The organism is Alteromonas sp. AWQ4_252 (assembly GCF_056158205.1).
The window spans coordinates 1-3050 of record NZ_JBSWSV010000002.1 but is presented as its reverse complement, the minus strand read 5'-3'; the positions used below and the strand labels follow the sequence as shown (position 1 = coordinate 3050).

Annotated in this window: 2 protein-coding genes; both read right to left on the bottom strand. The window is 37.4% G+C overall.

The window, feature by feature from the left end:
* The coding region (locus tag ACXACM_RS20305; RefSeq protein WP_474824457.1) for a SusC/RagA family TonB-linked outer membrane protein at positions 1-2293 on the bottom strand (2293 nt) is incomplete at its 3' end.
* A gap of 376 nt (positions 2294-2669) precedes the next feature.
* Positions 2670-3050: FecR family protein (locus ACXACM_RS20300; RefSeq protein ID WP_474824455.1), on the bottom strand; the 381-nt coding region annotated here is incomplete at its 5' end.

Below are 3050 nucleotides of genomic sequence, written 5' to 3'. Positions count from 1 at the left end.
CTATATAACCATATGGAAGCCCACTGTAATAATCTGTACCACCTACGGTATACAATGTTCTTAAAACACCTGTATTGTTGGCCGGAGATGAGCCTCCTGTACCATAAGATGTCCTTACATTTAACAGACTAAGCCAATTCACATTGATCAAGAAGTCTTCTGCTTTAGCATTCCATCTAAGACCAGTGGACCATAAAGGAATAGCTCTGTTTCTTTTATCTACCCCTATCATGTTAGTATCATCAAAACGAATACTTCCACTGATAAAATACTTTTGTAAATAGCTATAGCTGGCATTGCCATAGTATGATAAGTATCTGTTAATAGATCTGTAAATGGATCTATCAAAACCTGTTAGCGTGGCGGTACTACCATAAATGGTGGCATAAGGTGTGGTAGGATTAACCACTACGGTGGTAGAAGATTCTTTATCGTATCCGTATCTTACCATATTATAACCACGGCCTTTAGATTGTCTTATTTCAGTACCAGCTATTGCTGTCAGTTGATGGATGTTGTTCCAGTTTTTGTCAATGTCCAACTGAGCTCTCATTGTATAATCAGAAGTAAATGTATTACCAGCTTCATATCTACCACCTACAGGTACCCCATACACTAACTGCCCTGTGGCCTCATTAATAGTGGTACCTTCGTTAATAAGGCTTCTCATTTCATAGCTATCTTCATCATAATATTCTACTACTTCTGTTGAATTTCTTTGTAGCATACCAGAAACGGATAACTTGGCCCAAGAAGTGATATCACCACTGAGCATAGCATTAATCCTAGTTCTGTTTTTGTTAAATGTGGAGCTGGAGTTATCAAGCTCGTCTATAGAATTATAGCTCCAAGGCAGATAGCCTTGTGATTCAAAATCTTCTATTACATCGGAGGTAAAAAGAATATCTCTGTCTATGGCATTTCCATTTTCATCTACAAGTAAGTCGTAAGGTCGTAATCCAAAAGGTCCTTCTGAAATTGAGGCAATTGCACCTGTGTTTACTTCGTCTGTAGAGTAGGTATGGTTAATACCCGTCTGTAATGAGACCTTGTCGTTAAAAAAGGAAGTATTATAATTAGCTGTAATGGCATATTGCTCAGACCAATTACTTTTAAAAGAAGGTCTATTAGAAGAGTAATTTCCTGATACATAGTATGTACTATTATCGGAACCTCCGTTAATTGATAGGTTGTACTGCTGGGTAACACTTGGCTGTAATAAATACTCTTCTATCTGATCATTATTATTAACTTGAGATAATTCATTTATCCGAGCATCTAGTTCTGCCTCAGTTATTTCACCTCTTTGCGCCTGAAACATATAATTAGATGCCTGACTACCATTTTGATATCTCCAGGCAGAATAAGGATCAGGGAAAAAGTTATTGTCAAATAGCTCGGTTTCAAAATCGATATATTCTTTACTGCTCATTCTATTCAAATCATCCAGATTTGAAGGCTTAGCATACGTGGCCGTAGCGCTGAAGTTAAATACCGGAGCAGAGTTTTTCTTTCCTTTTTTTGTAGTAATCACAATTACGCCATTTGCCGCTCTCGATCCCCAGATAGAGGCCGCAGAGGCATCTTTTAAAAATGAAATACTCTCAATATCATTAATGTTGAAGGTACTTAACACTGAGTTATTGGATGTTTTACCAATATTATTAAAATCAGTTCCTGGGGTTGCACTTAAACTCTGATCAATAGCCGGAAAACCATCAATTACAATAAGTGGTGCAGAGCTTGTATAGAATGTGTTAGGTCCTCTTATAGAAACGGTATTGTTAACTGCATCGAATCTTACGCCTGGCACTTTACCTTGTAACCTATCGATAATGTCTATCGAGGGGCTTTCCTGTAAATCCACAGAACTGATAAGTTCGTAAGAGCCTGTCACTTTATTAGGATCTATTTTTTGATACCCTGTAGAAACAACCGTTACCTCACTTAGTGTGGTGAGACTCTCTTTGAGTGTAACGTTCATCTCTGTACGATTACCTACGGGTAATTCTACCCTTTCATACCCTAAAAAAGAGTAGATAAGGTTTTTGTTTGAGGGCGCATTTAAAGTATAGCGTCCATTCGCGTCTGTAATGGTACCTCTTCCCTCCCCTTGAATAATCACAGATACTCCTGCAAGGGTTTCTCCCGACTCTTCGCCAACTACACCAGATACTTGGTGTACCTGATTATGACTAGCTCCTGATTGTAGGTTTTCTTTGTCCGCAGGCCTAGGTGTAATTACAATGCTGTTATCCTCTGCCGAGTACTCAGTAGGAGAATTTATCTCCAAGGCTTAGCTTCAGTAAATCAGCAGTTTTAATGTAACCTTCTGAAATATTTACTGATGGCTGACCGTTAAAAAGATCAGATCTGTAAACAAATGTATAATTCGTCTGTTTCTTGATAAGATCGAAGACCTGGGTAGTAGAATACTGCCTGGTTTCGGGTATTGATATGTTAGCATCCTGAGCTGAAACTTTAATTGCCAAACTAAAGACACAGGTGCAAACTAATAAAAATACGGAACCCACCTTAGGGGGCACCACTCTTTTTGCCAGGGCAAAAAGGGAACCGGTAAATTTAATTTTCATAAATTTGAATAATTAAGATTAGTTATGATATAATTAATCAAAGGGGAAAAGTTTTGTATGGTAAGAGATCTGAACTTATTCCCCTTTTTTCTTTAATTCTATTTGGTTGTTGTTTATTTCATAAGTTATATTACTCGTTTTTGCCAGTAGATTTAAAATCTTGTTAAGCCCTAAATCGCGGCTAAATACTCCATTAAATTTTATATTTTTCACCTCCTCATCTTCAAATACAATTTGTACATCGTACCACCTATTTAGGTTTTCCGTTATACTTTCCAAGGTGCTTTCATTAAAACTAAAAAAGCCATCTTTCCATGATATATAATCATGAACTGCTACCACCTTCTTGTTGAATACCTTGTCTTTGTAATTAAAAGTCACCTGATCTTTGGGGTGCATATCTGTTTTCTTGCCTTCCGCATCAAGCTCCACATGCCCTTCTACCAACGTGGTAAT